The sequence below is a fragment of the Mycobacterium bourgelatii genome, from assembly GCF_010723575.1.
Lineage (GTDB): Bacteria > Actinomycetota > Actinomycetes > Mycobacteriales > Mycobacteriaceae > Mycobacterium > Mycobacterium bourgelatii.
In genome coordinates this window covers 3,923,594-3,950,219 of the sequence record NZ_BLKZ01000001.1, presented here as the reverse complement: position 1 = coordinate 3,950,219, position 26,626 = coordinate 3,923,594, and the positions used below count along the sequence as shown (strand labels likewise).

At 64.4% G+C, this 26,626-nt stretch carries 18 protein-coding genes and 1 pseudogene; 10 read left to right on the top strand and 9 right to left on the bottom strand.

Annotated elements, in window-relative coordinates:
• Positions 1 to 43 precede the first annotated feature (43 nt).
• Both G6N68_RS17075 and G6N68_RS17070 read left to right on the top strand, forming a co-directional pair.
• Positions 44 to 580 carry a TetR/AcrR family transcriptional regulator C-terminal domain-containing protein gene (locus G6N68_RS17075; protein WP_163714600.1) on the top strand — a complete coding sequence of 179 codons (537 nt, stop codon included), beginning with the start codon at positions 44 to 46 and terminating at the stop codon, positions 578 to 580.
• Complete coding sequence (locus G6N68_RS17070) at positions 577 to 1,827, top strand: cytochrome P450 (RefSeq protein WP_163714597.1); 1,251 nt, start codon at positions 577 to 579, stop codon at positions 1,825 to 1,827. Before G6N68_RS17075 ends, G6N68_RS17070 begins: the two co-directional genes overlap by 4 nt.
• A 120-nt stretch (positions 1,828 to 1,947) precedes the next feature.
• On the opposite strand, the gene G6N68_RS17065 is transcribed toward G6N68_RS17070, so the two are convergent.
• Both G6N68_RS17065 and G6N68_RS17060 read right to left on the bottom strand, forming a co-directional pair.
• Complete coding sequence (locus G6N68_RS17065) at positions 1,948 to 3,558, bottom strand: Na+/H+ antiporter (RefSeq protein WP_163714594.1); 1,611 nt, start codon at positions 3,556 to 3,558, stop codon at positions 1,948 to 1,950.
• Positions 3,559 to 3,618: 60 nt separating this feature from the next.
• Positions 3,619 to 4,764: a DUF5685 family protein gene (locus tag G6N68_RS17060; protein ID WP_163714592.1), complete on the bottom strand. Its 1,146-nt coding sequence runs from the start codon at positions 4,762 to 4,764 to the stop codon at positions 3,619 to 3,621.
• Between the two features lie 108 nt (positions 4,765 to 4,872).
• Between G6N68_RS17060 and G6N68_RS17055 the strand changes: the two genes are divergently transcribed.
• Positions 4,873 to 5,568 carry a mycothiol-dependent nitroreductase Rv2466c family protein gene (locus G6N68_RS17055; protein WP_163714589.1) on the top strand — a complete coding sequence of 232 codons (696 nt, stop codon included), beginning with the start codon at positions 4,873 to 4,875 and terminating at the stop codon, positions 5,566 to 5,568.
• A 62-nt stretch (positions 5,569 to 5,630) separates the two neighbouring features.
• On the top strand, positions 5,631 to 7,091 hold the full coding sequence (locus tag G6N68_RS17050; RefSeq protein WP_163714587.1) for a serine/threonine-protein kinase: 1,461 nt from the start codon (positions 5,631 to 5,633) through the stop codon (positions 7,089 to 7,091).
• A 55-nt stretch (positions 7,092 to 7,146) separates the two neighbouring features.
• Here the strand turns inward: G6N68_RS17050 and G6N68_RS17045 are convergent, their stop codons facing one another.
• The 3 genes from G6N68_RS17045 to G6N68_RS17035 all read right to left on the bottom strand — a co-directional run bounded on the left by G6N68_RS17045 (position 7,147) and on the right by G6N68_RS17035 (position 13,401).
• Positions 7,147 to 8,526, bottom strand: coding sequence for an FAD-binding oxidoreductase (locus G6N68_RS17045; RefSeq protein ID WP_163714584.1), 1,380 nt, complete (start codon positions 8,524 to 8,526; stop codon positions 7,147 to 7,149).
• A gap of 146 nt (positions 8,527 to 8,672) precedes the next feature.
• Positions 8,673 to 9,899: an FAD-dependent oxidoreductase gene (locus tag G6N68_RS17040; protein ID WP_163714581.1), complete on the bottom strand. Its 1,227-nt coding sequence runs from the start codon at positions 9,897 to 9,899 to the stop codon at positions 8,673 to 8,675.
• 271 nt (positions 9,900 to 10,170) lie between these two features.
• Positions 10,171 to 13,401: a DEAD/DEAH box helicase gene (locus tag G6N68_RS17035; RefSeq protein ID WP_163714578.1), complete on the bottom strand. Its 3,231-nt coding sequence runs from the start codon at positions 13,399 to 13,401 to the stop codon at positions 10,171 to 10,173.
• 222 nt (positions 13,402 to 13,623) lie between these two features.
• Here G6N68_RS17035 and G6N68_RS17030 point away from each other — a divergent pair, with 222 nt between their 5' ends.
• The 3 genes from G6N68_RS17030 to G6N68_RS17020 all read left to right on the top strand — a co-directional run bounded on the left by G6N68_RS17030 (position 13,624) and on the right by G6N68_RS17020 (position 17,829).
• Positions 13,624 to 15,105, top strand: coding sequence for a biotin carboxylase (locus G6N68_RS17030; RefSeq protein ID WP_371871701.1), 1,482 nt, complete (start codon positions 13,624 to 13,626; stop codon positions 15,103 to 15,105).
• 47 nt (positions 15,106 to 15,152) lie between these two features.
• Positions 15,153 to 16,304, top strand: coding sequence for a serine hydrolase domain-containing protein (locus G6N68_RS17025; RefSeq protein ID WP_240355783.1), 1,152 nt, complete (start codon positions 15,153 to 15,155; stop codon positions 16,302 to 16,304).
• A 121-nt stretch (positions 16,305 to 16,425) separates the two neighbouring features.
• Positions 16,426 to 17,829 (top strand): WS/DGAT/MGAT family O-acyltransferase, encoded by a 1,404-nt coding sequence (locus G6N68_RS17020; protein WP_163714569.1) that lies wholly within the window; start codon positions 16,426 to 16,428, stop codon positions 17,827 to 17,829.
• Between the two features lie 71 nt (positions 17,830 to 17,900).
• Here the strand turns inward: G6N68_RS17020 and G6N68_RS17015 are convergent, their stop codons facing one another.
• Together G6N68_RS17015 and G6N68_RS17010 are read right to left on the bottom strand one after the other, a co-directional pair.
• A complete protein-coding gene (locus G6N68_RS17015; RefSeq protein ID WP_163714566.1) occupies positions 17,901 to 18,986 on the bottom strand; it encodes an anhydro-N-acetylmuramic acid kinase in 1,086 nt (361 codons plus the stop codon).
• A gap of 409 nt (positions 18,987 to 19,395) precedes the next feature.
• The gene (locus tag G6N68_RS17010) at positions 19,396 to 20,163 is read right to left on the bottom strand and encodes a ribonuclease HI (protein WP_240355510.1); all 768 of its coding nucleotides are present in this window, start codon (positions 20,161 to 20,163) and stop codon (positions 19,396 to 19,398) included.
• A 586-nt stretch (positions 20,164 to 20,749) separates the two neighbouring features.
• On the opposite strand from G6N68_RS17010, the gene G6N68_RS17005 reads away from it, so the two are divergent.
• Positions 20,750 to 21,193, top strand: a complete 444-nt coding sequence (locus G6N68_RS17005; protein ID WP_163718723.1) for a very short patch repair endonuclease — start codon at positions 20,750 to 20,752, stop codon at positions 21,191 to 21,193.
• A 4-nt stretch (positions 21,194 to 21,197) separates the two neighbouring features.
• On the opposite strand, the gene G6N68_RS17000 is transcribed toward G6N68_RS17005, so the two are convergent.
• Positions 21,198 to 22,310 (bottom strand): DNA cytosine methyltransferase, encoded by a 1,113-nt coding sequence (locus tag G6N68_RS17000; protein WP_163714559.1) that lies wholly within the window; start codon positions 22,308 to 22,310, stop codon positions 21,198 to 21,200.
• A gap of 217 nt (positions 22,311 to 22,527) precedes the next feature.
• Between G6N68_RS17000 and G6N68_RS32120 the strand changes: the two are divergent.
• A pseudogene (locus G6N68_RS32120) lies at positions 22,528 to 22,746 on the top strand (IS3 family transposase); the annotation flags it as partial.
• 133 nt (positions 22,747 to 22,879) lie between these two features.
• Here G6N68_RS32120 and G6N68_RS16990 read toward each other — a convergent pair.
• Positions 22,880 to 23,326 carry a hypothetical protein gene (locus G6N68_RS16990; RefSeq protein ID WP_163714556.1) on the bottom strand — a complete coding sequence of 149 codons (447 nt, stop codon included), beginning with the start codon at positions 23,324 to 23,326 and terminating at the stop codon, positions 22,880 to 22,882.
• A 400-nt stretch (positions 23,327 to 23,726) separates the two neighbouring features.
• Here G6N68_RS16990 and G6N68_RS16985 point away from each other — a divergent pair, with 400 nt between their 5' ends.
• Entirely contained in the window at positions 23,727 to 26,582 is a 2,856-nt protein-coding gene (locus G6N68_RS16985) for a sacsin N-terminal ATP-binding-like domain-containing protein (RefSeq protein ID WP_205351360.1), read from the top strand.
• Positions 26,583 to 26,626 lie beyond the last annotated feature (44 nt).

The following is a 26,626-nucleotide window of genomic DNA, read 5'->3' as shown; positions in this document are numbered from 1 at the left end:
GCTAGATTCTAACAGTGCTCGAATTGCTTCGAACCGGGCTCGAATGACGTCGGCGACCAGGCGTCGGTACGGGGAACTCGACCGCGCTCAGGTGGTGTCGTCGCTGCACGGCCTCGCGCGGCGCGTCGGCGTACAGCGGGTGACGATGCGTGATCTCGCCGCCGAACTCGGCTCCGCCGTGCCGTCGGTCTACTACCACGTCCCGGGAAAGCAGGCCGCGCTTGATCTGCTCGCCGAGACCGTCCTGTCCGATATCCCTGCCCCGTCAGACGGGCCATGGGATGCGCGGATTATCGAACTGTACTGCGCCGCACGGGAAGTAATGCTCGAAGTACCCGGCCTCGTCAACGTCCTGCAGACCAGCGGCGGGGGAGAGGCCGCTGGCCGCCTCGACAAGCTCAGCCGCTCGCTGCTAGCCGAAGCCGGGGTGTCGAAATCCGTTGTCACCACTGCACATACGCTGCTGTACACCTATCTGCTCGGTTCGGTTGGTCTGGAGGAACTGCGCGGCAAGCGTCAGACCACCGCGCGCTTTCGCGCCGGGCTAGAGGTGATCATCGCTGGAGTGAAGGCCTCGTGAGCACCCCGAAGATCGGCTCGATCGTTGTCGAGAGTCAGAACAGTCCCAGTGACCGCGACGCCGCGGCGGTGCTCGACCCCGACACGTTCGTGTCCGGTGCGCCCTTCGAAGCGCTGGCCCGCCTGCGGGCCAACTCGCCGGTTCACCCGGTGCAGTTGTCCGGGTTGCCACGCGCGTGGCTGCTCACCCGGCACGCCGATGTGCGACTCGTCAGCCGCGACACGGACACTTTCACCAGCAGTCGGGGCAACACTTTGGTCGAGGTCTCGGCGGCGCCGAATTCGGCGATGCTGCCGGGCATCGACCCGCCGCGACACGTGAAGATCCGCAAGCTGATCAACCAAGGTTTCACGGTGCGCAATGTGCAGCGCCTCGAACCGCACATGCGCAGGGTGGCCCGCGACATCGTCGCCACCATCACCGGGAAGGGCGAATTCGACGCCGTTCTAGACATTTCCGCGGAGATGTCACTGCAGGTGATCGCCGACGTGCTCGGCGTGCCGGCCGAAGACCGGCTGGAGGTTTTCCGCTGGAGCAATGCGATCGGCAGCCTGGGCATCGAGGACCCGGACTATGCACCCACGCCCGAAGCCCTCGGCCAGGCCGCAGCCGAAATGTTCGCCTACTGCGGTGAATTGGTGAAGCATCGGCGCAAGTATGGGCTTACCGACGACATCCTGTCGGCACTGCTCGCCGCGGAGGTGGACGGCGAGCGCCTCAACCGCGACCAGCTCAACGAGTTCTTCCTGCTGCTGGCCGTTGCCGGCAACGAGACCACCCGAAACACGCTCAGCCACGGCATTTTGGCGTTGTCCGAGCACCCGGATCAGCAGGCTGTGTTGGCGCGCGACCCCGCCGTCGCCAAGGTCGCTGTCGAGGAGTTGTTGCGCTGGGCCACCCCGGTGTTGCATTTCCGTCGCACCGTCACCCGGGATGTGGTGATCCGCGGTCAGGCTATTTCGGCCGGTGACTGGGTGCTGATGCATTACCTGTCTGCCAACCGCGACGAGGAAGTTTTCGATCGCGCCGACGAATTCGACATCACCCGAACCGATGCCGGGCATGCGGCGTTCGGCGGCGGCGGAGTGCACTTCTGCCTGGGCGCTCAGCTGGCCCGGCTCGAACTGCGGGTGATGCTCGAGGAGTTGTACCCGAATGTGCCGGGGTTGACGGTGACTGGACCACCGGATCGGTTGCGGTCCTCGTTCTTTCACGGGATCAAACGGCTGCCGTGTAGTACGGGTTAGGGTGCGGCTTCGCCGCCGTGTCCGGAGGCATGTGTCACCTTCAGATTTGATGGCGAATGCGCTATCAAATCTGAGGGTGGCCTGGTGGTCCCGGCTGCGGGCCGCTCGGCCAGGCGCGACCTACTCCCCGCTCCCTTCGTAGGCTTCCGTTTCGCTGGGATCGAGCAGTTGCACTTCTTGGAGATCCATATCGCGCTGCAACTCGCGCAGCACGATGTCGTCGATGAGGTTTTGGTTGCGCAACTCGGTGATGGCCTGTCGCTGGCGATCGAGCACGCCAAGACGGACGCGCCGGATTTGGTCGCTGCGCTCGGCCACATCGCTGGCCGCGTCGCCGTCACCGTTGGCCAGCACGGCACGTTCCTCGTATTCCTTCTTCAGGCGCTTCAGGACTTCTGGGCCAACTCCGACCTCGGCGGCCACTTCGGGCAACGCTTCGAGGGCGACTTCGGCGCTGCGGGTTTGGGCCAGGTGCAGTTCGTCGGCCTGGGTGACGTCTTCGGGCATGTGTGCCCACCGAACGACTGCCGGCAGCGTGCTCCCTTGAACCAGGACCGTCACCAAGATGACCACTACGACGACGAAGATGATCCGATTGCGTTCCGGGAACGGAGCTGTTCCGCCTTGTGTGGTAAACGGAACCGCCAACGCCGCAGCGAGCGACACCGCGCCGCGGAACCCCGCCCAGCTGGTGACAAACCGGTGGCGGAAGGGCGCGTAGTGGCTGGGCTTCTTGAAGGTCTTGTCGATCACGCGGCCCAACACCGAGCTGAATTCCACCCAGAGGAAACGGGTGACGATCACGACGCCCGTGACCGCGAAGGCCATGACGAGCGTGTCGCGAAGCCCGCCCTCGCTGTCGGAGAGGTGGCGCACCGCGCCGGGAATCTGGACCCCGACGAACACCCATAGTGACCCGTTGAGCAGGAACGTCGTGACGTCCCAGAAGGCGTAGGACTGCAGGCGGGAACGCGCCCGGATCACTTTCGGCCCGGAATAGGTCAGCACGAGGGCCGACACCAACACCGCGACCACGCCGCTGCACTCGATGGCTTCGGCGAGCAGGAACGCCGCGAACGGCGTCAGCAGGCTGAGCGCGCCCTCCTCCAGGGGCGCGTCGATGCCGCGGCGGAACAGGGTCACCAGCGCCCCGATCAGCAGTCCGGCCACGATGCCGCCGAGGTAGGAAAGGACGAATCGTCCGGTCAGCGCGGCGGGGCTGACTGGTGCGCCGCCAACCGCGACGGAGACGGTGACGCCGAACAGCACGAGCGCGGTCCCGTCATTGATGAGGCTTTCCCCGCGTAGGACGGTGAGCGCGCGGCGCGGCAGTTTCTTTGCCAGCCCGGCCACGGCCGCCGCGTCGGTGGGGGACAGGACGGCGCCCAGGACACTTGCCGCGTGGGGTTCCATGCCGAGAAGTCGTGCCGCCGTCGACACGGCGAACGCGGTGGCGATCACCAGGCCGATGCTGAACATGATGACGGCGCGAATGTTCCAGCGCAGTTCGCGAAAGCTGGTGTTCAAGCTCTCCCAGTAGAGGATCGCCGGCAGGAACAACAGCAGCACGATCTCGCCGTGGATCTCGACTTCTCCGAAGCTGGGGATCAGGCCCAGCAGCCCTCCGAGCAGGATCAGCAGGACCGGCGGACCGACGCGGTAACGCCGGCCCACCACCGTCCCGACAACCACGGCGGCGACCAGCGTGACGATGACGACGAGCCCGAACACCTGCCCAATCCTGCCGTACTAGAGGATTGGCCGCCCGACAACCTCCGGCGCCGCAGAGGCTCAGTTGCAGTCGCAGCAGTCTCCGCAATCGCAGCAGTCGCAGCTGTCGCCGCAGTCGCAGTCACAGCCGTCGCCGCAGTCGCAGTCGCAGCAGCCGTCGTCGCCGCAGCACTCGCAGCAACACTCACCTTCGCACTCACAGCAGCATTCTTCGGTGAACCTGTCCCAGCAGCCCTGTTTGCGTTTCGGCACGGGCGGTGGCAGCTCACCGGGAATACCCGGGATGGCGCCGGAGCCGATGACCTCGTTGCCCCAGCTGATGCCTTCCTGCTCGCCGTGCGGCGTCCCGCCGCCGCGCATGTCGAAGGTGCGGGATACCGCGCGGCGGACCTCGCGGGTCAACAACCGCCGGGGGAGCCGGCCGTCGGTGAAGTCCACGTCGGCCAGCGCCAGTTCGATGCCGAGCACCGCGTCGTCGCACAGGGCGCGGGCCTCGGCGATGGAGGTTTCGGTGGCGACAAGGGGGTTCCACTTCCCGCGGGCCACGTCGTCGCGGTAATCCTCGACCGCGTCGAGCAGATGCGCGATCCGGCCGAACAGCCTGCCGACTTCACGGAGCGGTTCGGCGTTGGCGGGGCGGCCGGCCAACACGGCGGTGTGCGCGAAGGCCGCGGCGACCGCCGTCTCGGTGGGTTCGGTCACCGCCAGCAGCGAGCTGCCAGGGCCCGCCGCCGCCTCGAGCTCGGTCTGTCGGTCGATCGCGGCCACCAGCACGCCCGTGTCGAATCCCAGTGAATGCCCGGCGTCGGTGCCCTGGCGCACCCAGCGTTCGGCGAGCCGACGCGCGGCGGGCCGAACCGGTGCGGCGCCGACCAGGCCGTCGCGGTCGTCCACGTGATCGCGCACCCGGGCAGCGGCCAACGCCAACGACACCACCGCGGCCAGCTTGACGCACTCGCCGGTCGCCACGTCGGCACGCTTCATGCCGCGCAACGGGCACGGTCCGGCGGTGCGACGCGTCGGTTTCGCCGTCGACTGGGCTTCGACGAGCAGGGAGACCACCATGCCGTCGTAGTTGGTGGCGATCCGCGCGGCCTGTCCGTAGTCGTCGCGCAAAGCCAGGCACAGTCCGCACAACTGCGCTCGCCAAGCCGCGGTGAGTTCGCTGCCGAGGCGATGACGGCAGGGCCGGATGATGCCAAACACGAAATGAAGCTACCCGACCGTGCGGGCGCACACGGTCGGAAACGCCGCACTACTGTCGCAGGTAGTGCGTAAGGTCAGAATGAACACTCGCGGGAGAGGAGTCCGCTCATGACGAGCGAGGTGGATTTCCACTTTGATCCCATGTGCCCCTTCGCATATCAGACGTCCATCTGGATACGCGACGTGCGTGAGCAACTGGGAATCACCATCAACTGGCGGTTCTTCAGCCTGGAAGAGGTCAACCGGGTCGAGGGCAAGAAGCACCCGTGGGAGCGAGACTGGTCCTACGGGTGGTCGCTGATGCGCATCGGCGCGCTATTGCGCCGGACGGATATGTCGTTGCTGGACAAGTGGTATAGCGCGATCGGACATGAGCTGCACGGTCTTGGCGGCAAACCGCACGACCCGGAGGTGGCGCGCCGGTTGCTGGGCGAGATCGGCTCGGACCCAGGGGTTCTCGACGCGGCCCTGGCCGATTCGACGACGCACGACGAAGTGCGTGCCGAGCATCAGCGGGTCGTCGATGCGGGCGGGTTCGGGGTGCCGACGTTGTTCTTGGATGGGCAGTGCCTGTTCGGGCCGGTGCTGGTGGACCCGCCCACCGGGGCGGCGTCGTTGAGGCTGTGGGACGTCGTCACCGGTATGGCCGAACTGCCGCATGTGTACGAGTTGCAGCGGCCGAAGTCGGCGGCTGATGCCGAGTTGATCGGCCGGAGCCTGCGCCCATATCTGGATGGGCGGGATTGGGTGAGCATCAACCGCGGGGAAGTGGTCGACGTCGACAAGCTAGTGGGGCGTGCTTAGCCATGGTGACCGTTGTGGCACCAATTGCCAAGTCGCCGAGTAGGTTCCGGATGGCGTGATCGATGTCTAGGCCGCAGGGCGGCGCCCGCGTTGGCACCCGGTTCGGTCCGTACGAACTGCGGTCACTGCTCGGCGTGGGCGGAATGGGCGAGGTCTACCAGGCATACGACACCCGCAAGGGCCGGATGGTCGCGCTCAAGCTGCTGCGGTCCGAGTTCGCCGCGGACCCGTCATTCCAGCAACGATTCCGCTGGGAGTCTGAGCGGGCGGCGCGACTACAGGAACCGCATGTCATCCCGGTGCACGATTTCGGCCAGATCGACGGGGTGCTGTTCATCGACATGCGCCTGGTCAACGGCGGCAGCCTGAAAGACCTGCTGCGTGCACGCGGCGCGCTCGAGCCCGCCCGGGCGGTGTCGATCATCAACCAGGTGGCATCCGCGCTCGATGCCGCGCACGCCGACGGACTGGTGCACCGCGACGTCAAGCCCGAAAACGTGCTGCTGACCGCCGAGGACTTCGCCTATCTGGTCGATTTCGGCATCGCCCGCGCCGGCAACGATCCCAGTGTGACGGCGAGCGGGTCGTTGCTCGGGTCGTGTGCCTACATGGCACCCGAGCGGTTCGACAAGGTACCGATCGGGCCGCAGGCCGACGTCTATTCGCTGGCCTGCGTGCTTTACGAGTGCCTCACCGGCGAGCCGCCCTTCCCGGGTACGGAGGCCCCGCAGCTGATGACCGCGCACCTGATGTCGCCGCCGCCGCGGCCAAGCATCATGCGCAGGGGGATCAACACGGCGTTCGACGACGTCATTGCCATCGGTATGGCCAAGCGGCCCGATGCGAGGTTCGCGTCCGCGGGTGAACTGGCCAGCGCGGCCTCCGATGCGCTGGGTGTGGATTCCCCGGCCCCGGTGAGTCGGCCGTCGCAAACCCGGCCCTTCTCGACGAGATACGAAAACCCGGATAACACCGGCTTCAGCCCGTATCCGCCAGCGATGCCTGCGCCTCAAAGCGCTTCCCGGAGACCGGGTTACGGGCGTACGACGGTCATCGTCGGTGGCGTGGCCGCGACCATGTTGGTGCTCGCGGCGATCCTAGGTGCCATCCTGGTCATCCGCAGCACCTTCTCCAGGTCGACCCCAGCGGCGGAGGCGCCGCCGCAGCCGACGACGGCGACGCCGTCGCTGTCACGTCCGGTGGATGGCGCCGACGGGCTTGGCTTCATTGGGCACTCCGCCCGGTGCGATCCCGGGAATCCTCCCGCGATGGTGGTGCGAACGGCCCAGTCACTCTTGGTGATATGCCAAGCCGGCACTGGGAGTTACTACTACCGGGGTGAGCGGATCCGTGATGGCGCCAACATCGAGCTGGCCAATGCGGTGCGCATCGACGGTGGATTCGACGTCACCAATCCGGCCAACGGCGTCCGCTATGAGGTGCGTCCGCAGCAACTCACGATTCTCAGTGGTAGCCATGTCGATTCGGCGGAACCGGTGCTGCAATACGCCACCGCGAACTAGGTCCGTCGTCGTCCACCCAGCGCCGTCCGGGAGCCGCGATTCGCGCCAAACGCGCTCAGCCGTCTGCGAAGATCACGCCGGGGTTGAGGATGCCCGCCGGGTCGAAGCTCTCCTTGATCCGACGCATGAGCGCAATCTTGGCCGGATCCTCCAGCTTGAGGTAGTACGGTGTCTTGGCGCGGCCAATGCCGTGCTCGCCGGAGATTGCGCCACCCAATTCCATTGCGAGCGCGAAGATGTCGGTCATGAGCTGCTTTCGCTTCGCGTCGTCTGGGCACACGATTGCCATGTGGACGTTGCCGTCGCCGGCGTGCCCGCAACCGATCGCGCCGCCGCCCGCGGTTGCTGCGAGACTCCGCGCGGTGGACAGGAACTTCGGCATCGATGCACGGGGGACGACGGTATCGATGATGTCGTTGGCGCCCAAAGCCTTTGCGGCCCAGAACGCTTTCTCCCGTGCCTCGATCAGCTTTCGCGCCGCGCCCCCTTCCAACACGTAGGCGTCGGCCGCGCCCAGTTCGGCAAGCATCTCACCAACGGCCTCGACGTCCTCCATCAGTCGATCGCTGGTGCGGTCCTCCACCGCCACAAGCAAATACGCTTGGCAGCTGTCGCGGATGCTGTCGGGAATGCCCAACTCCAGATTCTGGGTGGCGATGAGCGCCGCCATCGTCATGTTGTCGATGTATTCCACGTTGTAGGGCGCGATGCCGCTGGCGAGCACCTTTGGCACCGCCTCCATGACCTGGTCGAAGTCGACGAACGGGGCAAGCACGCTGGCTTGGTGTTCCAGGCGCGGATGCAGCTTCACGATCACCTCGGTGGCAAGGGCCAGGGTGCCTTCCGAGCCGACGATCAGCTGGGTCAGGTCATAGCCGGTGGAGACCTTGGCGATCTTGCCGCCGGTGCGGATGATCTCGCCGGTCGGCAGCACCGCCTCCAGGCCGAGCACGTTGTGCCGGGCTATGCCGTACTTGACCGCGCGCATGCCGCCGGCGTTGGTTCCGACGTTGCCGCCGACGCTGGAGGACAGCTCGCCCGGGTGGACCATGTAGCCGAGCCCGTGGTCGATGGTCGCGGCGTCGAGTTCGGTCAGCGTCACGCCGGGCTGGACCACGGCGACCTGGTTTTCGGTGTCGACCTCGACGACCTTGTTCATCCGTTCGAAGGAGATCAGCAGGCCGTTTGGGAGGGGGCGCGCTGCCCCGGACAGGCCACAGCCCGATCCTCGGGCCGTCACCGGGACGGCGAATTCGGTGGCGGATTTCAGCAGGTCGGCGACCTCTTGCGCGGTTGCCGGCTTGGCGACGTAGGCCGGCAACTGCGGCGGGAGGGCCAGCTCCTCGTCATGTCCGTAGTCCTCAGGGATGGCGTCGCCGGTGAGCAAGTTATTGCTTCCGACGATTTCGGCGAATCGCGTCGCTGCGTCGCTCATCGGACGTCCCCTTTCCTACCCCTTTTGGCTAGTGGGCAGCGATTCACTTTATAGCTGGCCGTCGGGGGTCGGTAAGGGTCTCTGGACTCCTGGTCTCGTGTGCAAGGCGCCGCCGGCGTGTAGGTGACCGGGACGTTTCGACGCGGTCATGATGCATCGATCAGGGTCAGGTCGGGATGCTCTGGCCGCACACCCATGCCGACCATGCGGGCGGGGATGCGCGCGAGCCGGGGCCAGCGGGCAACCAGCTGCACCGCCCGCGGCGGCCTGAGCTGTGCTGGACCACTCAACACGGCGGTGATGACGTTCTTTTGGATGAAGACCTGCGCCGCTTGGGTGACGCGGGTGGGCAGTTCACGCCGCTTCTGGACGCGATGCAGGTCGGCGGCGGTTACCTGGCCGCGACGCAACGGCGGGATCAGGAGATTGGCCGCGGCCACTGCGTCCTGGATCGCAAGGTTGATACCCACTCCGCCGATGGGCGACATGGCGTGGGCGGCATCGCCGATGCAAAGCAAGCCGGGTCGATGCCATTTCTTGAGGCGGTCGACCTTGACGGTTAACAACGCCAGATCGTCTAAGTCGGCAAGCTCGTCCGCGCGATCTGCGAGGAACGGTGCCAGCTTCGCTATCTGGCTGCGAAAGAAGTCAATTCCGTGCATGCGCGCCTGTTCCAGGGAGTCCTTGGCGATGACGTAGCCGCATTGCCAGTAGTCGCCGCGGTTGATCATCACCATGATGACGCCCTGGCCGAAGCTCCCCATCGATTCGTCCGGATCGCTTGGTATGCGCGGGATACGGAACCAGAGAACGTCCATCGGCGCACCAAGGTTCACGATGTCCAGGCCTGCTTTTGCGCGGACGGTGGAGGATCTGCCGTCACAGCCGATTACGAGGTCGCTGAAGATCTTCGTCTCCCCAGTGGGGGTGTCGACGATGACGCCGGCGATGCGGCCGTCTTCCTCGATCAGGTTGTTGACCTCCGCCGTCAGCATGAGCCGGAAGGTCGAATAATGTTGTGCCTCGTCGGCGATGAAATTTAGAAAGTCCCATTGCGGCATCATGGCGATGAACCTTCCGCGCACCGGCAGGTGGCGGAAATCGGCCATTGTTACTTTGAAATCACCGAAATTGGCGCTGATCGTTGGTGTCGGGTGATGCGGTCGTTGGAGTAGCCCCTCGTAGAGTCCGAGTTCGTTCATCACCTCGAGGGTGGACGGATGGATGGTGTCACCACGGAAATCCCGTAGGAAGTCACCGTGCTTTTCCAGCACGATGACATCGATCCCGGCACGGGCCAGTAGGTAGCCGAGCATCATGCCCGCAGGCCCGCCACCGGCGATGCAGCAGCGTGTTTTCAATTCGGCTGTCATGGCGACGGGTTTACGTTTAGCGACGGGCAGTCCACGTTTGAACTCTACCGGGGTGTGGGTTGGGCGGGAAGGCCCGTCGAAGGTGAGGGAAATGTACCTATTCCCAACCGTTTTGGGCCATACGCCGCACGTTCGGCGTGCTAGGCGGGCGACGTCTGGCGGGTGTCGTCACACGCGCCACAGCAGTCACGGCTGGGGAGCACCCTGCGAGATGCCCGGCTTGGAGCGACTTTTCAGCGACAAAGCCCCTGGGCGGTGACGCAAGTCCACCTCAGGCGACCAGTCCGCGGATGTCGTCGGCGGTCAGGTTGGAGCCGAATGCGTTGCCGTCGTCGACGACGCTGGCGAACAGCTTGGCTTTGCGGGCGTTGAGGGCGAGTACTTTGTCCTCGATGGTGTCGCGGGCGATCAGTCGGTAGACCATGACGTTGCGGGTTTGGCCGATCCGGTGGGTGCGGTCGATGGCCTGCGCCTCGGTCGCCGGATTCCACCACGGGTCGAGCAAGAAGCAGTAGTCGGCCTCGGTGAGGTTCAACCCGAACCCGCCGGCCTTGAGGCTGATCAGAAATACCGGGGCGTCTCCGTCCTTGAACCGCTGTATCACGCTGGCGCGGTTGCGGGTCTGCCCGTCGAGATAGCAGTAATCGATGCCCTCGCTGTCGAGGCGATCGCGAACTCGGCCGAGGAAGCGGGTGAACTGGCTGAACACCAGCGCCCGGTGACCGCCGGCGACGACGTCACGCAGGTGCTCGGCCAGTGCGTCGATCTTCGCGCTGGCCATCTGGTCATATTCGGGATCGACCAAACCGGGATGCAGTGCCATTTGTCGTAGCACGGTGAGGGATCGCAGGATCGTCACGCGGTTGCGCTGCATGTCATTGAGCAGCCCGAGCACCTTCTGCCGCTCGCGTTGTAGCCGCTTGTCGTAGAGGGCACGGTGCCGCGACGGCAGGTCTATTTCGAGGACCTGCTCTTGCTTGGCGGGCAGTTCGGCGGCGACGTGCTCCTTGGTGCGGCGTTTGACCAACGGCTTGATGCGCCGGTGAAACAGAGCCAAAAGCTCAGCGTCGCGGTTTTTTTCGATGGGCTTGGCGAAGAAATCGTTGAACTTGGTCGGGCTGGGGAACAGCCCGGGGGCGGTGATGGACAGCAGCGCCCAGAACTCCATCAGGTTGTTCTCCATTGGGGTGCCGGTTATCGCCAGCTTGAACGGCGTGGCGAGCTTGCGGGCGCACTGGTAGGTCTTGGCGCGGTGGTTCTTCACGAACTGTGCCTCGTCCAGGATCAGCCCGGACCAGGTTCGGTTGGCGTGAGCCTCGAAGTCGAGCCTGAACAGCGTGTACGAGGTGACCACGATGTGGGCGCCGGTCGTCAGCTCGTCGAGGTCGGTGCGGGCGCGGCGCAGCGTGTCGGTGATGGGCACAACGTTCAGCTCGGGTGCGAACCGTGCGGCCTCGGTGGCCCAGTTGGCCACCACGCTGGCCGGCGCCACCACAAGAAACGGCGCCATGCCCGGATTCTGTTGCCGGACATGGCAGATCAACGCCAGCGACTGGATGGTCTTACCCAGTCCCATGTCGTCGGCGAGGATCCCGCCGAGCCCGTGCGCATACAGGGTCGTCAGCCACGAGAATCCTTCGGACTGATATGGCCTCAGGTCAACGCGCAGGTCGCTGGGCACTGCCGCCGGCGCCACGCCGTTCAGGGCGCGAAGTCCGTCCGCCTGACGGCGCCACTCGTCGGCCTGGCGCGTGACGACTCCGAGTTCGGCCAGTTCGTCGAAAAGCCCGACCTGGAAGCGGCTTATCCGGGGTGGCCCGTCCTCGGCGTCGGTGAGGGAGCCGGCCTCGGTGATGAGCTCGCGCAGCTTGACCAGCTCCGGTTTGTCGAGCGAGAAGTAGGCGCCGTCGGGCAGCAGTAGATGGGACTGTCCGGAAGCCAGCGCGGTGAACACGCTGACAAACGGAATCTGCTTTCCCTCAATGCTGATCGTGACACCGAGGTCGAACCAGTCAGTCTGACCGGGCACCGTATCCGTTGTGACCGCAACGGCAAGGGTGGCTTCCCGGTAGTCAGCTGCGTCGCCGGTTACCTCAAGGTCTACCTCGGGGAGCTCGGCGAGCAGCGGCTGAATTTCGGTGGCGAACCGCATGGTGTCCAAGCCGGAGAGCCGGACCCGGGGAACGAGCCTGCCGTTCGCGCCGCGCAGCCGCACTTGCTCCAACGGCGCTTCGAGAGTCGAGGCGAGCGCCGTCTCAGCTTCCGGGTCGCGGTAGCCGACATGGTCCGGCGAGCCGATCGGTGTGCGAAAGTCTCTGTCGCCCAGTCGGTACGCCCACTCCCAGCTCACCTCGAGTTCGTGACCGTCCTGATAGTCGGCGCGCAGCACCAGCGTCGGCCCGACGATCTCGGGGGGCGTGAATGAATCGTCCGAGGACGTGATGGTGGCGGTGTGGCGCAACCTCGGGTAGTACTCCGCCGCGAAGCGCGCCGCCTCGGATGCGGGTATGACCACCGGCGCGTCGCCTAGTGCCATGCGCTGCAACGCCTCCGGTGCCGGTTTGTCCAACCGGGCCAGCCGCGTCCCGGCGTCGTCGTAGACCACACCGTGTCCCGGCGACCCGATAAATGCCAGTGGCCGCACCGTGGTGCCGTTCACCCGCAGCATCGGCTCAATCGCAAGATCACCGGACTCGTCGGCCGTGACGTCTAAACACAACTCGGCGTCGGAGGGCGGTCGAACCTCGCGGTGCGTCCCTGCCTGGATGAGTTTCACCCCCGCTTCGCGCGCCCCTTCCAGCAGCGGCCACAGTTGCGGGGATCCGAACCGCAACAGCGAGATGATCCTGCCGTCGTCCTCCTGACCGTACGAATAGTGGTAAACGCCATAAGGGTTCGAAATCGACGCCCGATACGTCACGTAAAACTCACGCAACACCTGGACGTGAGCGTCGAGATAACCGTCCCGACCTAACGTCCGCACCTTGTCCCAACGCAGATGGTCGGCGACCCAACCGCCCCGCTTCGCGGGCCGCATGAGCCGTGCCACCAGCAAGGGCAACGACCCGTTCGTCGCAAGGTTCAGCTCGATCGCCAGTGGCGTCCCGGTGCGCCCCTGAGGAGGAGTCGCCGGCAGCAGGGCATCCAGGGAGTGCCGCCACGCCGTCGGGTTTTGCGCGCGTTGTGCGCTTGTTGTCGTGGCATCGGCGATGGCTATGGCAATGGCCGCGACATGCTTGCAGTCGAGGTGCACCGGGCAGCTGCAAAAACCGAAAGCGACTTTCCAGCTGCCGGTGCCGTCGGGCGAAAGATGCACCGTGGTGGCGTAGGCCCGGCCCTGGCTGCCCCAGACTGAACCGGCCAGAGTCTGCCGCTGCGCGTCCCAGAGACAATTCAGCACCCGGCCGTCGCGCGCGTAGGCCAGGCCACGGTGATAGGTCGCCTCACCGAGCCTGGTCAATGCGCTGCCGAGGTTTATCGACGGAAAGTCCTGGGGCTGCATGATCGTACGGTAACGAGGGGGTATGACAAGTCGGCTGCACCGCGTTGAGCCGTCGGCGGGCGCCGCGAGATCTGGGCATACCCCTGCGGCAGGAGCGTGGCCGGGTGAAACTAGTGCCATGGAGGTATGCGATCTCACCGCCATCGAGCGGACCGAAGCGTCCCTGTCCAAACCGCCGAGCCCGCGCCGGGCTGAGGCGTCGACGTCAGCAAAGTGGGTGGCATCGTGACTGCCGTCGGACCCTCGGCCGAGCCACGCCGCGTGCTGCGCGGCCTTTCGGATGTGCGCGCGTTCTTTCACAACAACACCGTGCCGGTGTTCTTCATCTCGCCGACGCCGTTCAACCTGCTGGGTATCGACCGTTGGATACGAAACTTCTTCTACCTCACGTACTTTGACTCTTTCGAGGGCTTGCATTCGCGGGTGTTCGTGCCCCGTCGGCGCGACCGCAGGGATTTCGACTGCATGGGGGATGTCTGCAACCACCTGCTGTCCGATCCGGAGACGCTTGAGTTCATTGCGAGCAAAGGTCCCGGCGGCAAGGCCTGCTTCGTGTTCCTGGAGGAGGAAACACAGGCACTGGCGCGGCAGGCGGGTCTCGAGGTCATACACCCGCCCTGCGAGCTGCGGGAACGCCTCGGTTCCAAGATCATCATGACGCGCCTGGCCAACGAGGCGGGTGTGCCGAGCGTGCCGCACACGATCGGTCGCGTCGGCTCTTACGACGAACTGCTGGCGCTCGCCCAGAGCGCGGGGCTGGGGGACGACCTGGTCATCTCGATCGCGTACGGCAACGCGGGCAGCGGGACGTTCTTCATCCGCGGTCAGCGCGACTGGGACGAGCACGCCGCTGATCTGACCTGTCAGCAAGAGATCAAGGTCATGAAGCGGATACGCAATGTCGAGGTCTGTATCGAGGGCGTGGTGACCCGGCACGGCACCGTGATCGGCCCCGCGATGACGAGTCTGGTCGGATACCCGGAGGTGACGCCGTATCGGGGCGCCTGGTGCGGCAACGACGTTTGGCGCGAGGTGCTGCCGCCGGATCAGACGCATGCCGCACGGGAGATGGTGCGCAAGCTGGGTGGCGTCCTGAGCCGCGAGGGGTATCGCGGCTACTTCGAGGTGGACCTGCTGCATGACCTCGATTCCGGGGAGCTCTACCTCGGCGAGGTGAACCCGCGGCTGAGTGGTGCCAGCCCGATGACGAACCTGACCACCGAGGCTTACGCGGACATGCCGCTGTTCCTCTTCCACCTGCTCGAGTACATGGACGTGGAGTACGAGCTCGACATCGAGGAGATCAACGAGCGCTGGGAGCGGGGTTACGGCGAGAACGAGGTCTGGGGCCAGGTGATTCTTTCCGAGACGTCACCGGATATTGAGCTGTTCACCTCGACGCCGCGTACCGGGGTGTGGCGCATCAACGACGAAGGCCGGGTCTCCTTCATGCGGTCCGCCAATGACTGGGCCACGCTGCTGGACGGATCCGAGGCGTTCTACATGCGGGTCGCGGCGCCGGGTGACTTGCGTTCGCAGGGAGCACAACTCGGGGTCCTCGTCACGCGGGGGCACTTGCAGACCGAGGACTATCAGCTGACCGAGCGGTGCCGTCGGTGGGTCAACGGGATGAAGGCGAAGTTCGTGTCGACGCCGCTGGTGCCGGCGGCGCCAATCGTGTCTCGGCTCGTCGCACGGGCGTGAGCGGGGGCGTCGGCGTTTCGGGTGGTGGCGTTCCGGCCGGGTTTTCGTTGGGTAACTGGCTGTCGGAGCCGTATGCGCGGTGGGCGTTTCGGCACGTCGAGGACTTCATGCCGACGGCGGTCATTCCGCGCGGGGACGGACCGGTTGCGGTGTTGCCCGCTGCCGGTGCTGCTGTTGCAGATATGCCGGTGACCGTTGGTGACGGGGTGGCCACAACCGTCGGCGCGGTGATGGCCGACACCGCTACCGACGGGTGGGCCGTCGCGTTTCGTGGGTCTCTGGTGGCGGAGGAATATCTGGACGGGTTCGACGATCGGACGCGGCACTTATTGTTTTCGGTGAGCAAGTCGCTGGTGGCCGCCGTCGTGGGCGCGCTGCACGGGGCCGGGGCGCTTGACGTTGACGCGACGGTCACAGCCATTGTTCCTGCCCTGGCGCAGTGTGGGTATGCGGGTGCGACGGTGCGCCATCTGCTGGACATGAGGTCGGGTATCGCGTTCTCGGAGAATTACGCTGATCCAGCCGCGGAGATACACGTGCGGGAGCAGGTGATCGGGTGGGCGGTTCGGCGCCGTCCGGACCTGCCCGCCACGCTGCGCGACTACCTGCTGACGTTGCGGCAGAGCCGTTCCCATGGTGGTGCGTTCGAATACCGTTCGTGTGAAACGGATGTGCTCGGCTGGATCTGCGAGGTGGCCGGCGGGCAGTCGATGCCGGAGCTGATGTCGGAACTGTTGTGGAGCCGGATTGGGACCGTTTGCGACGCGACGATCATGTTGGACGCTGCGGGCGGCACCGGGATTTTCGACGGTGGCATCAGCGCTTGCCTTACCGACATGATCCGGTTCGGGTCGCTGTTCCTGCGTGACGGTGTCTCGTTGACCGACCAGCCGGTGGTGCCGCCGGCGTGGATCGCCGACACCCTCGACGGCGGTCCCGACTCCCGTCAGGCGTTCGCCGCCAGTCCCGACGACACCGGGATGCCCGGTGGGATGTACCGCAACCAGATGTGGTTCCCGTACCCGGGCAACAACGTCGTGTTGTGTGTGGGCATGTGCGGTCAGCTGATCTACATCAACCGCGCCGCGGAGGTCGTCGCCGCGAAGTTGTCGTCACAACCGAGCTCGCAGGAGCCGGGGTTGTTGGACGCGGTGAAGGCGTTCGATGCGGTGTCGCGGGAGTTGGCGGGAATGGCTTGAGGTTTCGGTGCTTCGCCCCGGGGGGCCGCTTGCCGTGGACGGTGTTGCGAGTGCATTCGGCCCATCAAGATGGGACTTCCGGCCCTGACCGTGACGTATGCAGTCGGCCGATAGTGAGGAGATGGAGCGCTTGTCGGCACTGGACGCCACCTTCCTCGAGGTTGAGGATTCCGATCCGCACGTGAGCATGGCGATCGGCGGGGTGTCGATCATGGAAGGACCCGCGCCGACCTTCGACGAGTTCGTCGCATCCTTTGCTGGGCGGGCGCAAGACATCCCGCGCTGTACGCAGATGTTGCGGACCCATGCGTTCGACCTCGGTCCACCCGAATGGGTCGACGACCCGCATTTCGACATCTCGCGCCACCTGCATCGGTTGGCGGTGCCGCACCCCGGAGGAGACGCCGAACTCTTCGAACTGGTCGCGAGCGTGATGGAGCGCCGACTCGACCGCGAGCGTCCGTTGTGGGACTGCTTTCTGATCGAGGGCCTCAGCGACGACCGGTGGGCGGTGTTGACCAAGCTGCATCACTGCATCGCCGACGGCATCGCGGCAACGCAAATAATGGCCAGGTTCAGCGACGACGGTGGCGGCGACACCTTCGCCACGGAGATCCGTGCCGCCAAGGAGCAGGACCGGGGTTGGCTGAGCCTGCCGAAGGTGAGTCTGAACCCATTGAACTGGGTGAGCGGCATCGTGCGGACCGCGGTCGGCGCGGCCGTCGCCGTCGAGCACGCCGCCGTGGGCGCGGCCGAGTTGACGGCCAGCGTGCTGAGTCCCGGACCGGAAACGTCGTTGAGCGGAAGCTTGACGACCATGCGTCGCTTCAGTGTGGCCCGGGCCCGGTTGTCGGACCTGCAGGAGGTGGCTCGGGCATTCGATGTGACGCTCAATGACGTTGCTTTGGCGGCGATTACAAACAGCTACCGCCAGTTGCTGCTGGCCCGCGGGGAACAGCCCAGCCACGACTCGCTGCGCACGCTGGTTCCGGTATCGGTGCGAGGGACCAACCACTTCAACGTCGCGGACAACCGGGTTTCGGCGATGCTGCCGCTGCTGCCTGTGGATGAGGAGGATCCGGTAGAGCAGCTGCAGTTGGTGCACGACCGACTCGTCCAGGCGAAGGGGAGTGGCCAACGCGAAGGCGGCAATGCACTGTTTGAGGCGGCAGAGCATGCACCATTTGTGGTTTCCGCGTGGACTATTCGCTTGCTGACGCGTCTGCCGCAACGGGCGGTGGTTGCTTTGGCGACCAACGTTCCAGGTCCGCGAGCAGAACAGAAGCTGATGGGCCGACGGGTTCTCGAGATCTGGCCGATTCCTCCGATCGGGGTGCAGCTACGGACCGGCATCGCGATGGTCAGTTATGCGGACAACTTCGTGTTCGGGATTACCGGCGACTATGACGGGGCGCCTGATGTTCACGTGTTGGCGAGGGGGATTGAGGATGGGGTGGCGCAGTTGGTCGCTGCCAGTCGGCGGCGTCGAAGGAAGCGGAGGGTGAAAGGACGTGCTGCGGGGTGAGTCTGGGTGGGATGGGTTGCGCTTCGGTGACGGGTCGGCTGCGTTGCGTATGTCCGGCAACGTCCGCGGGTTTACGTGGTGCGGATGATTAAGCCGGTTGGCGGGGACGCCGGAGACGGTAGCGAGAGTGGCGAGTTGCCGGGCGAGATGCGTCCAAGCACGTGCGGTCCGGTGAGTAGCGGAACCTGGTGCCAGCTGAGGAAGCCGACCAGCGCCATCAGATAGGCCTCCTTAGCTTGCGCGGGCAGGCCGTGCGAGTCGCTGAGGGCGAGGGGGAGCCGGCGTTGGAGCGCGGCAAGCAGCGTCGGGTTGCGGACGCCGCCTCCCGACGCGACGACCTCGACGGGCGCGTACGGTGCGAGCGCCTCGGCGACGGTGATCGCGGTCAGCTCCGTCAGCGTCGCCAGCAGGTCCTCGGGCGAGAGATCCGGCAGGCCGCCGAGGTGGAAGTGTTCGCGGCCAGTCGATTTCGGTGGTGCCTGGGCGAAATACGGGTCGGCGAGCAAATCTTGCAGGAGCTGCGCGTCCGGGGTGCCAGCGGCGGCGACCCGGCCGTCCGCATCGCAGGCGCGGCCGGTGATTCGCCGTGCCGCCTCGTCGAGTAGACAGTTGGCCGGGCCGGTGTCGAATGCGAGTGGGGGACAGCCGGGGCGCACGATTGTCACGTTCGCGATTCCGCCGAGGTTGAGCGCCGCGCGGGTGTGCTCGCCTCGCAGCCACAGGTAGTCGAGGATTCCGGCGAGCGGGGCGCCGTGGCCGCCGGCAGCGATGTCGCGTGAGCGGACGTCGGAGATGACCGGCAGCCCTGTCGCCTCGACGATCCATGCGGGCTGCCCGAGCTGCAATGTGCCCTTCGCCTCGTCGTCCTCTACCCAGTGATGGACCGTCTGACCGTGGCTGACGACGAGGTCGGCGGGTAGCAGCTCGGTGGCCAGCTTCGCTGACGCCTGCCCGATCAGCTGGTCGAGCTCGCATAGCTCGCCCGCCGTCGTCGGGCCCAGCGAGGCGTGCAGTTGTGCGCGGACCTCAGCCGGCCACGGGCGCTCGATGTGGCGCAGCGGGGTCATCGTGATGGCGCCGTCGTCCCAGTCGAGCTCGGCTGTAGCCGCGTCGAGGCCGTCCATCGACGTGCCTGACATCAGGCCGATTACTCTCATGTTTTCGTCATCGCTGTCGAAAAGCCTTTCAGCGCAAGGGCGTTGTGTTTCCGCATTACGTTAGCTTTGCATGCTTTCCTGTCTTGGGGATCAGCTTGCTGCGTGCCGCGTGCTCTGAAATCTCCAAACGTCCTGGCAAATACCTTGCCTACGGCATCTCAGCGCACAGTCCCCTACTGCCAACGACCCTGTCACCTGTTAATCGATCAGGGCGGTGTTCGGACGACGACAAGGATCGGCGGACGCGAACCTATTGCGACGGTTCGGCGATGGCTTTAAATCGGGTGGACAGTTGCCGGAACTTTCCTCGAATGCCATATTCGGCGTAGACCGAGGGGAAGTGGATAGTTATGAATTGCGATGTCTACCAGGGCAATGCGCACAGGTTTGCCTACCTGGAAGGCGTGCTCTACGCCGCTAGTGGTGGCCTGCCAACCTCTCGGAGAAGGTTGAATTGCTTTGAAAACCCGTCCGCTAGGCCATCAGCGCGACGGTGGTACTCGGGCGTTCCTAAGTCAGCAGGGTTCGCGGCGCGGCGCTGGGCAAGACGCGCGAGGGCGTCGGCACCTTCGTTGAGCGGCTCACCCTGGTGACCTTTTACCCACACTGGGGTGAGCCACTCGCGTTGGGAGTGGATCGATCGTTGCGCTGACACGAGGGCAGCCGGCTTGCCGCCAGGGCGCTCAGTCGTATAGCCCTGCGGCAACACAATGTCTCCGTCCATCCACCGTTTGATCATCTCGATGGCCAGTTTGCTGTCGCTCATCACTGTCAGCGGGCGCTGCAGGTTGCGGACCGCGTCGTTGATAGCCCGCAGTTCCGAGATCAACACCACCTTCGTCCCATGAAGCGTCTTGGAATGCCTGTACCCGTGAAGCCCGTACTGGCCGTTGGACGCAAGCCATCCGAACCCACTGAACTTGCGCCGTACGGATCCGTCGGTCGCCACCCACAGCGGAGACATGTCGGTTGACTGTGGGGGCACCTCCGCTGGCTGCGCTGTCAACCCGGCCTTGGCGGCCTCCATCAACGGGAGGCCGCTGAGGCCGGGCCATCCGACTGACACGCCGGGGACCAGGGCGGCGATCTCATCGGTGTAGCGCCACAGCGGACTTTTCGCTTGCAGCGACACAAGGAAGCGCACCGGCCCCAGCTCGGGCGCATCGTCACGAATCACGGCTATCGCGTCGAAGATTGCTGTCTCTTTGTTGGGGGCGTCGAGCTGTCCGGACCAGGTTCGGTCTTCGGAGACAGCGTGGTAGCGGAAGGGTCCACCTTCTTGGCCGCAGACGGCGATCGCTATTTCTGGCACGCGCGGTCGCTGCACAAATGCGACGTCAATGCGGCGCGGACGCGGCGTCGGTTTGGGCATTGTCGTTGTCTTCCCTGGTCGTGACGGTTCGGCTTTGAGGCTAACCAGGGGGACCGACAATTCTGGTTGCTTGACGGGGGTCTAACGAACGGGACTCCGACGCTCTAGGCAGGCGCCGGCGTCATCCGCCTCCGCCAGATCGGGCAGCGTTATTGAGCGCGTCATACGCAGCGTCGAGTCGTTGCCGGCGGCGCCGGTTGGTCTCGTGGTTGGCTTCGGCGGCCACGGTGTCGATGAGGTCGTCAAGCCCTTCATTTGTGACTGTGAGGATTCAGGTGGCTGGGGCCGTCACGGGAGGTGCGCTAATCGGCTGCTTTGAAGAACGAGCCAACGGATTGGATTCGTCAAGAGTTCGGTGTGACACGCTGGTGTTGTGAGCGAGCAACCAGCCATGAGCGAACCGGTCAGATCCCGGCCGGTTGCGTCGTCTGATTCAGCGCGTTCGCGTATGAGCAAGCAACGCCGCCGCGACACTCAGGCGGAATTGTTGGTAAGGCAGATTCTTCACGCGCGGGGCATTAGGTATCGCGTCGACGTCAGGCCGGAGCCCGACTACCGATGCAAGGCGGACATCATTTGGAGGACCCTGCGTCTGGTCGTTTTCATAGACGGGTGTTTCTGGCATGGCTGCCCTCAGCACGCGACCAGACCACGGGCAAATGGGGAGTGGTGGGCGCAAAAGCTTGACGCAAATATCCTGAGAGATCGCAAAACCGATGCCTTTTTGGCAGCACGCGGGTGGACGGTCCTACGTTTCTGGGAGCATGAGGAGCCCGCAGCTGTCGCAGATGCAATTTGCGCTAAATTGCGTGAGCTGCGTGGAGTGGGTGGTTAACCGGTCATTCAGAGGCCATCGCCATCGTTTTTTCGCTATGGCTGGACGGGGGGCGCAGTGGAGAACGCCGTCCTTCCTGCCACGAAACCTTGACTACTCGGTCGAGTTCTTTTCCAGACAGCGGGATTTGTAGCGCTTGTGCGAGCACATGCACCGCCAATCGCGGAGGGATGGCATTGCCGATCTGCTGACCGATATCGGAGCCGGACCACGGAAAGTCGTGCGGAAATGTCTGAAGGACTCCGGCCTCGCGATGCGACAGTCGGCTCCACTCGCCGGTGGCAAGCCGGAGGCGATTCCGCATGACTTTTCCTGTCACTGTCGCCGCCGGTTCGCCGGAGTGGCGCTGTCCACGATTACGGGGATTACCGCCGCTGCCGTAGTTAGAGATGACGGTGAAACTCGACTCACGCGTGAGAGCGTGACCCATGGAAACCCAGGGTTCACGTCCGATCGCCCCCTGGTTTGGTGAACCCTTCCGAAAGGTGTCGTGTGTTGGGACCGGGAGGTCGACCTTGCCTCCGCCATGCCGCGCAATCAGGATTGCGCGACGACGTGTCTGTGGGACCCCGAATTCTTCCGACCGAAGAATCCCGACGGCGCAGTTGTAATCGTGGTTCTGGAGCACCTCACGGAAAGCTTCCCAAACCGGTAGCACAGCGGGCACCTGTTCCAGAACGATCGCCTCAAAGGGAACGTTGGCCTTTAGAGCTAGAAGTGCCCACCGCATCGGCTCGAGAATCAGTTCCGTCCGTTCGTCAGTCGACCACCCTCGCGCCGAATGCGCCCCGGGGTCGTCGGCCATGGCCGTGACGGAGCGGGTGATCTGCTCGATTACGCGTCTGCCAGTGCCTTTGCCAGCGACAGTGAACGTCTGGCAAGGCGGTCCTCCCGTAAGAACGGTTGCATCCGGGAAGTCGCTCGGCCCGTACACGCGCACGTCGCCCTGGACCGTATCAAGTCCGGCGGCGGCGCGAGTCGCGCATGCACCCTCGTCCAGTTCGATTCCCGTCACCGGGATTCCTAGCCAGGTAGCACCCACATCGAGGCCGCCGGGGCCAGCAAAGAGATCGATGATGCGGTGTTGGCAGACTGTCGGACCATCTTCCCGCGGCATGGCAGTGATGGTAGCCGGCAGCCCCGTCAACGCTGTGCATTGCGCCGCCGACACACCAGACTTTCAGCAGGGGCGTTCAGGCTCGAAGCTGAGTTTTCGCCGTCATTCGCAGCCCTTCGCCAACTCTGCCGGAGTCTCCACATATCCCAGGGCGATTCAGTCTGAATGACCCTGGGATATGTGGAGACTTTAGATTTTGGGAAACGAGGATGGAGGCATGCCGAAGGAACTGGTGCCTGGAATGTCGACGTCGCGGTACGGCCCGGTGGAGGCGGCTGCCGTGCGGATGGTCCTTACCTTGCGTGCCGAGTTGGGCACCGAGCATGGGACGGGGTAGCGGGTCGCCCGCCAACCGGGTTAGGGGATCGAGTCGGTGCGCTCCTGGTTGCGGCAGGCCGATATCGATGACGGCTACACCCCTGGGTTTGATGCCAATGCTGTTAAGTTTGTGTGGGTGAGGGGGACTTCGGGCGGCGCTCGGTGCCTGCCCGGTGACATAGCGGCCGACGATGCGCAGGGTGCGGACGAACCATGTCCGTAGCGGGTCGAACTCGTCGGGGTCGGCGGCCTCACACATCAGGGCGCGGATCGCGTAGTGGGTAAGAGCAATGCCCAAATCTCCTGGCGCACCATGTCGGGGCTGTGTGAAGGCAACACCCGGTAACAGCCGCGTTGGCGGGTTTGTTCTCCGCCAGAATGGATTCGAATTCCCAGCGTTGGTGATAGGCCGCGGCAAGTTCGGCGGCGCTGACTCGTTCGGGATCGACGATGGTGGTGATCAACCGGATCGGTGATCGGTTGTCGGTGTCACGGTCGGCAACGTCGTAGTCGATGACTCGCACCACGGGGCCTTGCGGGACGGTAGACAAGCCGCGGGCCTGGTGGCGGCGGATGCGTTGACGTTCGCTGGTGGTGGGCAGCACGCTAAGGCACGAGCCGTCGGCCAGTTTGGTTACCGGACGCAGTGTCAGACCTGACTGCACTGGCCAGCAGCGGGCGAGCCAGGTCCGGCTCATCGACGTGGACCCCACCGAGATGGCCGTCGATCACCGCGTGGGTGGCGCATGCACGGTGACGGGGATCTCCAGCCAAGTCGCTCCGACGTCAGTCCGCCGGGGTCTGCGAAAAAGTCGATGATCGAGGCGCCGGATCCGTCATCTGGTCTTCCGTCGGCATGGCACAGATGGGAGCCGGCGATCAAACGTTCCACGCAGCGGCACGCGGGGGAGCCGGGCTCGGGGCCGGCCCGAATTCGATCGAGGCCATATCGTTCTCGATGACTGATCACGAATTGTCGGACGTGAATGATAGACACTCTTACCGAGCGGCTGGAATGCTGCAGTCAGTGTTTGCTGTCGGTGAGTTTGTGGGGTGCGAATCGTGATATGCAGGGGTTGGACTGATCCTGATCCTGTCTTGGAGGGATTGGTCGACGACTTTCGTGATCGATGCATCCGCGTCTACATCGAGGATCCGAATCGAGTTGAAGAGGACGCAGGTAAAGAACGAGGAATTGCCGAGGGCGGTTATGGCCGGAAGCAGATTCAGGAACTCGTGCAGAACGCCGCGGACGCGCTGCAGGGAGCACCGGGACGTATCCAGGTTAGTTTGACCGAGGGTGCGTTGTATGTCGCAAATGAGGGTAAGCCGTTCGAGGACTCGGGCGTACGCGCCCTGCTGTACACGCACCTCTCCAACAAGACTGGCGCCGAGATCGGGCGGTTTGGGCTGGGTTTCAAGTCCATCAGCGGCATCTCGGATCACCCGCAGATCTTCAGCCGGTCGGTGTCATTCGGATTCAGCCGGTCGCAATCGTCAGAGACCCTGTCGACCGAGCTCGGGCGACATTATGAACCGTCGGGAGTCCCGGCGCTGCGACTGGCGTGGACGCTCGACCCGTTGGTTGATTTTCGTACGGATCCGCACCTTGCCGAGTTGTCGACTTGGGCAACCACTGTGGTCAAGGTACCGCTCAAAACGGGCGCCGCATCTCAGCTTTCCGTGGAGATTCAGGAGTTTGACGAGTCGTTCAATCTTTTCACGCCGCACGTGCGGATCTTGGATCTGGTCGATTGTGTCGCCGATCGGTCACGCCGATTTGCGGCATCGAAGAAGGGCAACCGGGTCACGCTCACAACACCTGACGGTGACCGGGAATGGTTGGTGGTATCGAACGATCACAAACCTTCTGCTCAGGCGTTGGAATCGGCCGGTCATTCGGCACGGCGTGATTCGGTCACCGTCAGCTGGGCGCTGCCGCTCGGCGGCGCCGTCGGCGTCGGCCAACTGTCCGCCTACTTCCCGGTCAAGTCCGACGTCACCCTGAGTGGCCGGATCAACGCACCGTGGAAGCTGTCGGACGACCGGATCAACGTCATCGAGTGTCTTTTCAACCTCGAAATCCTCGAAAGTGTCCTGCCTAAGCTGGTGGTAGCCGCCCGCAAGGATCTGATCGCCGATGGAGCATACGGCCGCTACATCGACGTACTCCCGGCCCGCGGTAAGGAAGCCCGGAGCTGGGCTGACAAGGTACTGAATGAACCGGTTTTCAAAGCGCTGAGGGATTCTCGGTGCCTGCCGGACCTCGACGGTCAGCTGCGCTCGCCTTCTGCGTTGCAGCGCATTCCGGATGACGTCATGGAGTACGCCAAGATGTGGCTTGCGGTCACAGGGAACCGCAGCAGTTGGGTGCACCCGGATTGCACCAGCACAATCGAACGGCGGTCCAAGGTTGATCGCTTGACTCAGGAGGGTGACCGGCCGAAGCCGGCGGGAAGGGTTCTGCATTGGCTGCATTCGGTTGTCGCGGATCCCGACCCGGCTCAATCGGCGGCGGCGATCGAACTGGCTGCGAATCTCATTTTCAAAGGTGGCAATACGGAGAAGGACGTCCGTGATGCCCGGATCGTTCTGCTGGAAAACAAGTCCCTTGCTCAACCAGTTCGTGGGCGGTGCTTTCTTCGAACGAGTTCAGCTCAGCATGGAACGTCTTTCGTTCACCAGGAGGTGGTTTCCAACGCGACCGCCGCAGCCGCGCTCGAGGCGCTCGGGGTTACCGCTTTCGAGGATGGCGGCGAGATGCTGGAACTTCTCACCTCGCTCCGACGGACGGGCAAGGTCGACTGGGACGAGCTATGGATCGCGATGCGTGGGTCAGGTGTGCAACAGGTTCACGAGGCGTTCGCGAGCGTGCTTGAAGGACGTGCAGCGCGGATCATTCACGTGCGAAACGGACTCGGTCGATGGGTCCTTCCGCAAGGACTTTATTTTGCTGGCGAGTGCCTGAAGCAGGTCAAAGAAGATGGCCAGTTCCTTGTCGACGGCGACTATCACGCCAGCGACCAAGATCTGTTGTACATGCTCGGTGTGCGTAGTCGGCCATCGCGATCCGGAGGTGCGAATGAACGCTGGGTCTCGAAATACGCGAATGAAGTTCGCGGACGCATGGGCGATGAGCTCGGCCTCGGTGTCCAAGCGCGCCAAGCAATCGAGATCGACGGTCTCGAAGCTGTTCTGGGTCCGCTTGAGTGTTTACCCGACCTCAGCGTCACCAACAGGACCGCGCTGACGCTGGCTCTGCTGAACGAAGTAGATGTCCCTCGCGTTCGGGTCAGCCATCCAAATGTTCCCAAGACGGCTCGCTATGTCGCCCCGGAACTGTGGTGGGCGAGGCAGCAGGGGCTATTGCCGACGACTCTTGGGCCAATGCCTGTGCCAGATGTGTTCGTGGCGGATGTGCAGGACGTCCCAAACGGGCTAGTTCCGTCCGTGACGCAGGTGGTCCTCAGTGGGGACACCGAGCGGGTGCTGAAGCTGAAGCGACGCATCGGCGATCTTGATCCGGAGAGCTTCCGTAAGCTCGTCGCTACCCATGCAGGTAGGGATGACATCGTCCGGGTCGGGCAGAGTTACGCGTGGTGGTGTTGGACGCACAAGGACCTCGAGCCGCCCGATCGGTTGTGGGTTCGCCAAAGTGGCGAGTGGTCACAGGTGGAAACAACTGGCGTGGCCGTTGTCCACAATGAGAGAGCGCGTGCGGAGTTGGACGAGTTCGGCATACCGTGTGTGGTCGTGGACAGCATCGACGATGTCCGTGATCTCAGTGAACTTTGGCAATGCTTACAGGGGCGCGATCTGCCCGTCACCTACTCGTATGAGACAAGTGCTGAACCAGAATTGGCCACAGATGTATTCCCCGTGCTGGATACGCTGGCAGAGGACGAGCTGGAGGACATTGTCATCCAGAAATGCCTATCGATAAGTAAGGTCTGAGGTTCCCCAGAATTGGTGGACATCTGAGATAGCGGGACGGTGGT

Coding starts and splice junctions, on each gene's coding strand:
- G6N68_RS17035 (WP_163714578.1), bottom strand. CDS start 13,401: ATGCAGCCCCAGGACTTTCCGTCGATAAACCTCGGCAGCGCATTGACC.
- G6N68_RS17040 (WP_163714581.1), bottom strand. CDS start 9,899: ATGACAGCCGAATTGAAAACACGCTGCTGCATCGCCGGTGGCGGGCCT.
- G6N68_RS17005 (WP_163718723.1), top strand. CDS start 20,750: ATGAGCGAACCGGTCAGATCCCGGCCGGTTGCGTCGTCTGATTCAGCG.
- G6N68_RS16990 (WP_163714556.1), bottom strand. CDS start 23,326: ATGAGCCGGACCTGGCTCGCCCGCTGCTGGCCAGTGCAGTCAGGTCTG.
- G6N68_RS17015 (WP_163714566.1), bottom strand. CDS start 18,986: ATGAGAGTAATCGGCCTGATGTCAGGCACGTCGATGGACGGCCTCGAC.
- G6N68_RS17055 (WP_163714589.1), top strand. CDS start 4,873: ATGACGAGCGAGGTGGATTTCCACTTTGATCCCATGTGCCCCTTCGCA.
- G6N68_RS17020 (WP_163714569.1), top strand. CDS start 16,426: ATGGAGCGCTTGTCGGCACTGGACGCCACCTTCCTCGAGGTTGAGGAT.
- G6N68_RS17075 (WP_163714600.1), top strand. CDS start 44: ATGACGTCGGCGACCAGGCGTCGGTACGGGGAACTCGACCGCGCTCAG.
- G6N68_RS17045 (WP_163714584.1), bottom strand. CDS start 8,526: ATGAGCGACGCAGCGACGCGATTCGCCGAAATCGTCGGAAGCAATAAC.
- G6N68_RS17000 (WP_163714559.1), bottom strand. CDS start 22,310: ATGCCGCGGGAAGATGGTCCGACAGTCTGCCAACACCGCATCATCGAT.
- G6N68_RS17050 (WP_163714587.1), top strand. CDS start 5,631: ATGTCTAGGCCGCAGGGCGGCGCCCGCGTTGGCACCCGGTTCGGTCCG.